Genomic DNA, 6,406 nt, shown 5'->3' with positions numbered 1-6,406 from the left:
CTCATGCTCGCTACGCTCACACCTCGAAGACCTTCGGTCTTCTCCGAGCATCGTTAAACACAAACGCCAAAATACCTCCCGCCCCCAATACTCCAACAATGTTCGAGATAGAGCGCAGGCTGGAAGAGAAGGGCATCGCAAGGAGGGATATCGTCGCCGCCGCGATGGAACTCTACGTCCCCCACGGGATAGGGGCGGACGAGGCCGCGCGCAGGCTTGACGAGAAGATCGGGAAAGCACTCATGGACCCGAACATATCGTCGCTTCTCCTCGGCGCCGTCCTGCTCGAGGATGAACTCTACCTGAAGCGGAAAGATTCCGAGATCGCCGACGACCCGGTCTTCCTGCTCTCCGACGAGATCATCGGGATGGCCATCGCCGAGGTGATCGGGGGGACCTACGCCCGGTTCGAGTTCACCCGCTACGACCAGAAGAAGCCGGGGATCTTAAAGGAACTCGGGCCGTTCCTTGACGACGCCGTCGCCGGGCTGATCGCGGGATGCACGTCGCGCCTCTACAGCGAGTCGATGGGATCCATGTGAAGTCCGTCATCGCCCTCCTCCAGTTCTGCACCTCGCTCCCCCTCGGGAGGCCGGCCGACTTCGAGCACTTCGCCCGCCGCTCCTACCTCTACCCGCTCGCCGGGTACGTCATCGGCGGGATAGCGGCCGGCATCACGTACTGGATAGCATCCCCGGCGGTGGGCGCGGCCGTCGCCCTCGCGGCGGCGCTCCTTCTCTCCGGGTGCAACCACTTCGACGGCCTGCTGGACTTCGGCGACGGGCTCATGGCCCACGGGAGCCGGGAGAAGAGGATCGCGGCCATGACCGACCGGACCACCGGGGCCGGCGCCGTCGCGGCGGGCATCGTCGTCACGCTCCTTGCGTTTGCCGGCCTCCAGAGCACCGCACATCTCCCGGCAGCCATCCTCATCGCCGAGGTCTGCGCGAAGGCCGGGATGTCCTGGCTCACCACGCTCGGCGCGCCGTTCCGGGAGGGGATCCACTCCTATCTTCATGGGTTTGCAAAACCGTGGTTCCTTGTCCCGGCCACCCTGCTCACGCTGCCGCTCTTCCTGTTGCCGGTGCCCCGGGCGAGTGTCGCCCTCGCCATCGCGGCCACGGCAGCCATCGCCGCACTGATGCTGCTCCTCTCCCGGCGCCTCTTTGGCGGCGTCAACGGCGACGTCGTCGGCGCCACAAACGAGATGGTCCGGGCGGGAATCATCATCGTCCTTGCTCTCGCATAATCACCTTTTTCATCCCGGCGACCGCTACTACTGTAGAATGATGCAAGACCCTACCCTCCACTCCCGGGGAGGGATCATCACCGAGCGGAACGCAGACTATGCGACAGTACGGGTGCGGGTTCCGGCAGGGGTTCTCTCCGCAGCCCAGGTCAAGCAGCTCGCTAAAATCAGCGAAAAGTTCGGGGATGGTTCACTCCACCTCACCATGCGCCAGGCAGCGGAGATCCCGCACGTGAACCCCGATAACCTCAAGAAGATAGCCAGAGCCCTCGAGAAGAACGGGACACCCATCGGGGCGGAATACAACGAAGTTGTCAACATCATGGCCTGCCCGGGCACGGAACGGTGCAAATACGCCAACTGCGAGACGATCGACCTCGCCCGGAAGATCGACGAACGGGTCTTCGGGAAGGAGCTTCCGATACGGCTCCGCATTGCCATATCCGGCTGCACCTACATGTGCAACAGCCCGCTCTTGAACGACATCGGGATCGTCGGCAGGATCAGGCCGCTGCGTGTTCCGGGACTCTGCACGGGATGCGGCACCTGCGTGGAGTACTGCAAGCAGTGCGCCATAGCGCTGAAGAACGGCATATCGGTTCTCGACGAGAGCAAGTGCGTCCAGTGCGGCATCTGCATCCACTCCTGCCCCTATCACCTCCTGAAATCCGAGTATGCCCATTACCAGATCACGGTCGGGGGGCGGCGCGGAGCCTCTCCCGTCGCAGGAAAGGAACTCGTCACCGTCGAGACCGAAGGGGAGGTCATCGAAGTTGTCGATCGCATCGTCTACTGGGTCTACCGCACCGCCTGGAGCGGCAGGCCTCTTGCCGACCAGATGGACGAGATCGGGTATGAAAAGTTCGCGGAGGGGATCCGAAAAGAGTTCGGGCCGGAAACGCCGGTGGCGGAGTAGTAAAGATAAAATCCGATAAACCGGCGGCGGAGGCGGCCCAAAATCGATAGCCGCCCCGTGAAGGACGGACACCGACAATTAGCGGCGGTACATCGAAGAGAACCCTTCGCCTGCGTCGTCCTCGCACTCGATAGCGGTGCCGTCCCGGACGAGGGTGTTGAACATGATGGCGGCGTTCAGCAGATTCTCGTCCGGGTTTGCACCCTGCCGGACACCGGAGAGAGCCTGACGCTGCGGTGTCGGGATCGTCCGCCTGCCCACCCGGACACCCGCACAGTGCCGGCAGTAGCCGCAGTGGGAGTGGACCGACACCTCACGATCTGCGCACGCTACCGTCACCCGGTCCTTCGTATCATCGCGGTGAAACTCAAGTACCTTCATGGTACGAGGAACGTAGATTTCCGAAGAATAAGATTCTGTCGATTAACCGGGGCATTTAGGAAATGCACGCTATTGGCGCGCATAGAAATGCTTTATATGGAGGACGTCATACGTATAAGTTACTCGCATAAGCAGGCTGTTCGAGCTGACAGGCCTATTTGAGTGGAGGATACTATCTATGGCAGTTGAAAAGCCCCACATGAATTTAGCAGTAATCGGACACATCGACCACGGTAAGTCTACTACCGTCGGCCGGTTGCTCTTTGAGACTGGAGCCGTAGCGCCCCACATCATCGAGTCGTACAGGAAGGAGGCCGAATCCAAGGGCAAGGGCTCGTTCGAGTTCGCCTGGGTCATGGACAGCCTCAAGGAAGAGCGTGAGCGTGGTATCACCATCGATATCGCCCACAAGCGGTTCGACACCGACAAGTACTACTTCACCGTCGTGGACTGCCCCGGCCACCGTGACTTCGTCAAGAACATGATCACGGGCGCATCCCAGGCAGACGCCGCACTGCTGGTCGTCGCCGCACCCGACGGCGTGATGGAGCAGACCAAGGAGCACGTCTTCCTGTCCCGTACGCTCGGCATCAACCAGCTGATCATCGGCATCAACAAGATGGATGCCGCCAAGTACGACGAGAAGCGCTACAACGAGGTCAAGGAACAGCTCTCCCAGCTGCTCAAGATGGTCGGCTACAAGCCCGACGACATCAGTTTCATCCCGATGAGCGCGTTCGTTGGGGACAACGTCACCAAACTCAGCGAGAACACCCCCTGGTACAAGGGACCGACGGTACTCGCCGCACTCAACGCGCTCAGCGAACCCGAGAAACCCACGAACCTGCCCATGCGTCTCCCCATCCAGGACGTCTACTCTATCTCCGGTATCGGAACCGTGCCCGTCGGGCGTGTCGAGACCGGCATCATGAAGAAGGGAATGAAGGTCAGCTTCATGCCCGCGAACAAAGAGGGTGAGGTCAAGTCCATCGAGATGCACCACGAGGAGATCCCGCAGGCGGCTCCGGGCGACAACGTCGGGTTCAACGTCCGTGGTATCGGCAAGGGCGACATCCGCCGCGGTGACGTCTGCGGTCCCGCCGACGTGCCCCCGACCGTTGCAGAGGAGTTCATCGCGCAGGTAGTCGTGCTCCACCACCCCAGCGCCCTGACCGTCGGCTACACCCCGGTCTTCCACTGCCACACCGCCCAGATCGCATGCTCCTTCGTCGAGATCCAGAAGAAGCTCGACCCCCGTACCGGCCAGGTCAAGGAAGAGAACCCCACGTTCCTCAAGACCGGCGACGCCGCTATCGTCAAGATCAGGCCCACCCAGCCCATGGTCATCGAGAAGGTCAAAGAGATCCCGCAGCTCGGCCGGTTCGCTGTCCGTGATATGGGATCCACCATTGCGGCAGGCGTGTGCATGGACATCACGCCCAAGCAGATGAGATAAGAAGGTACCTATAATTTTTTGGTGGTTAAACATGCAGAAGGCCAGAATACGTCTTTCCGGAACTGACTTCGAAAAAATCGAGATGGTCTGCGACCGGATCAAAGAGATAGCAGAGCGTACCGGCGTCAATCTGGCAGGTCCGATCCCGCTGCCCACGAAGAAACTCGTGGTCCCCACCAGGAAGAGCCCTGACGGCGAAGGTACCGCAACCTGGGATCGCTGGCAGATGCGGGTGCACAAGAGGCTCATCGACATCGATGCCGACGAGCGTGCGCTACGCCAGCTGATGCGCATTCAGGTTCCGAAAGACATCGGCATTGAGATTGTGCTGGAGAGTTGAGGTGGGTGCGGCGTGAAGGCCGCCGTGTTCGCGGCAGGAGTCCGTGAACGACTGCTCTCATTCGAGGGGTTTTTTCTCCTCATACTTCTGGTCACAATTGCTCTCCGTTTTTACTCGCTCGACTTAAAGTTATTTCACCACGACGAGGCTATTCACGCGTGGTTCTCCTATCGGCTCCTGACCGAGGGGGTCTATACCTACGACCCCATGTACCACGGACCGTTTCTCTATTACGTAACGGCCGGGGTCTTCTCGTTTCTCGGAGACTCCGACTTCGTGGGCCGGCTTCTCCCGGCACTGCTCGGCACCCTGCTTGTCCCGCTGGTCTACCCGATCTACCGGCTCGGCTATCTCGATAAGAAGCAGGCCCTTGTAGCAGCGCTCTTCCTCGCCGTGTCGCCGAACATGGTCTACTTCTCGCGGTTTCTCAGGAACGACATCTTCATCGCCTTCTTTACGATGTTGCTCCTTGTCGCCCTCCTCTACTACTTCGAGCGGCAGAAGGTGCAGTACGCACTCATCGCCGGGGCGGCGATCGGGTTCGGGATGACCGCAAAGGAGAACATGCCGATCGTCGTCCTGATCTTCGGGGCGTACCCCCTCTACCTGATCTGGACGAGAAAGGTCCGGCTCCCGGCCAGCGGGGTCAGGGATCTCGCGCTCGGCGCCCTCGTCGCGGTCGGGATCATGGCGGTCCTCTACTCCTCCTTCGGCGCTCATCCGGAAGTGCTCATGGACGGGTGGCTCCGGGCTATCGAGCACTGGACATCGATGCACCAGGCACAGCGCCTCGGGGGGCCGCCGTACTTCTACATCCTGCTCTTCCTCCTCTACGAGGTGCCGATCCTGATCCTCGCCGTGGTCGGGGTCCTCCAGTTCGTCGACATCCCCGGCATCGTCTCCCGCTGGAGGGAGAAGAGGACCGGCCATGTGGAGAGCCCCGGGGAAGGCGAAGAGACAGAAGTAGAGGCAGCCCGGGAGGTTGAAGCCCCACCCGTCGAGCGGACATTGGGCTTCAAAGACCGGCTCCGCGAGATCCTTTCGGGCGGCGGGGAGCTCCTGCCGATCGACCGGCAGAAGGAGTTTGCACGGTTCACCATCTTCTGGATGCTTCTCTCCCTTGTGGCCTACGCCTACATCGGCGAGAAGGTGCCGTGGCTGATCCTCCACCAGCTCCTGCCCATGATCTTCGTCGCGGTCTATATGATGACCACGAAGAAGGCAGTCATCGCCGTCGTGGCAAGCATCTTCCTGGTTGCCATGACGTTCCACGTGGTGTTCACCCCGGCAGACATCAACGAGCCCATCGTGCAGGTGCAGAACTCCGAAGACCTGCGGGAGGTCTTCGCGAAGATCGACGCTGCGGATAAGGTAGCGGTCGCGACCGACTCCTACTGGCCGCTGCCCTGGTACTACCGGGGCGACCGCGCCTCAAAACTCGCCTACTACAGCCAGAAAGTGAGTGAATCGACGATATACGGGGGGGATTTCGACGTCGTGATCACCCACGACGGCGACACCTCCCCAACCCTGGAGGGCTACGCAAAGGAGACCTATCGGCTGAACTACTGGTTCTCCTACGAGGAGAACAAGGACAGACTGCTTGAGTACTACTTCCTGCGGGACGGGAAGATGGGAAGCAGAAACCTCGAGGTCTTCTCGAGGGTTCCCACGGGGACGACTGCCTGACACGTGCGAGGCCGTTCGCAGCCCGGGGGAGACTGGGGTTCAAAGGCACCTGGTTCACATCGACCGGGACGGGACAACCACCGTCATCGTTGATGGGTGGTAAGCCCCACAGTGTGTGCCACACCTTCTCTTCGCGGCTTCGCGTTCTCGAAGAACTTCGTTATTCTCAAACTTCGGACGTCTCGTCCGTCGCATTTCGCACCTGACGGTGCTCGAGCACCGTTAGGTGTGAAGACAAGATCTTGAGAAACCTGGGGCATGTTGAAACCCTCTCAGGCGAGTCATCGATTGCATCCCAGACACGGATTCCGAGGGGATATCGCCATGAGGGGGGGGACAGGGGAGGGGGGATGCTCCCCCCTCCCCGTCAGCCCC

General features: G+C 60.8%; 7 protein-coding genes. 6 read left to right on the top strand and 1 reads right to left on the bottom strand.

Annotated features, from left to right (window positions below; all coding sequences use genetic code 11):
* The first annotated feature begins 98 nt into the window (after positions 1-98).
* From BRA62_RS12725 to BRA62_RS12715, 3 genes are read left to right on the top strand one after another with little or no spacing between them, the layout of a single operon-like run.
* On the top strand, positions 99-542 hold the full coding sequence (locus tag BRA62_RS12725) for a phosphatidylglycerophosphatase A (RefSeq protein WP_292367182.1): 444 nt from the start codon (positions 99-101) through the stop codon (positions 540-542).
* Positions 539-1,249 (top strand): adenosylcobinamide-GDP ribazoletransferase, encoded by a 711-nt coding sequence (cobS, locus tag BRA62_RS12720; RefSeq protein ID WP_292367180.1) that lies wholly within the window; start codon positions 539-541, stop codon positions 1,247-1,249. The genes BRA62_RS12725 and cobS overlap by 4 nt, the downstream gene beginning before the upstream one ends.
* A gap of 40 nt (positions 1,250-1,289) precedes the next feature.
* Complete coding sequence (locus BRA62_RS12715) at positions 1,290-2,165, top strand: 4Fe-4S binding protein (protein ID WP_394340002.1); 876 nt, start codon at positions 1,290-1,292, stop codon at positions 2,163-2,165.
* A gap of 78 nt (positions 2,166-2,243) precedes the next feature.
* Here the strand turns inward: BRA62_RS12715 and BRA62_RS12710 are convergent, their stop codons facing one another.
* A complete protein-coding gene (locus BRA62_RS12710) occupies positions 2,244-2,546 on the bottom strand; it encodes a hypothetical protein (protein WP_292367178.1) in 303 nt (100 codons plus the stop codon).
* A 178-nt stretch (positions 2,547-2,724) separates the two neighbouring features.
* Here BRA62_RS12710 and tuf point away from each other — a divergent pair, with 178 nt between their 5' ends.
* From tuf to BRA62_RS12695, 3 genes are read left to right on the top strand one after another with little or no spacing between them, the layout of a single operon-like run.
* A complete protein-coding gene (gene tuf, locus BRA62_RS12705; RefSeq protein ID WP_292367177.1) occupies positions 2,725-4,002 on the top strand; it encodes a translation elongation factor EF-1 subunit alpha in 1,278 nt (425 codons plus the stop codon).
* Between the two features lie 31 nt (positions 4,003-4,033).
* Complete coding sequence (gene rpsJ, locus BRA62_RS12700) at positions 4,034-4,342, top strand: 30S ribosomal protein S10 (RefSeq protein ID WP_011843573.1); 309 nt, start codon at positions 4,034-4,036, stop codon at positions 4,340-4,342.
* Positions 4,343-4,354: 12 nt separating this feature from the next.
* On the top strand, positions 4,355-6,031 hold the full coding sequence (locus tag BRA62_RS12695) for a flippase activity-associated protein Agl23 (RefSeq protein ID WP_292367176.1): 1,677 nt from the start codon (positions 4,355-4,357) through the stop codon (positions 6,029-6,031).
* Positions 6,032-6,406 lie beyond the last annotated feature (375 nt).

Origin of the sequence: Methanoculleus sp. UBA208 (assembly GCF_002498065.1) — an archaeon.
In the GTDB taxonomy this organism is placed as follows: Archaea; Halobacteriota; Methanomicrobia; order Methanomicrobiales; family Methanoculleaceae; genus Methanoculleus.
The sequence above is the reverse complement of the archived record's forward strand: the minus strand, read 5'-3'. Positions and strand labels throughout refer to the sequence as shown.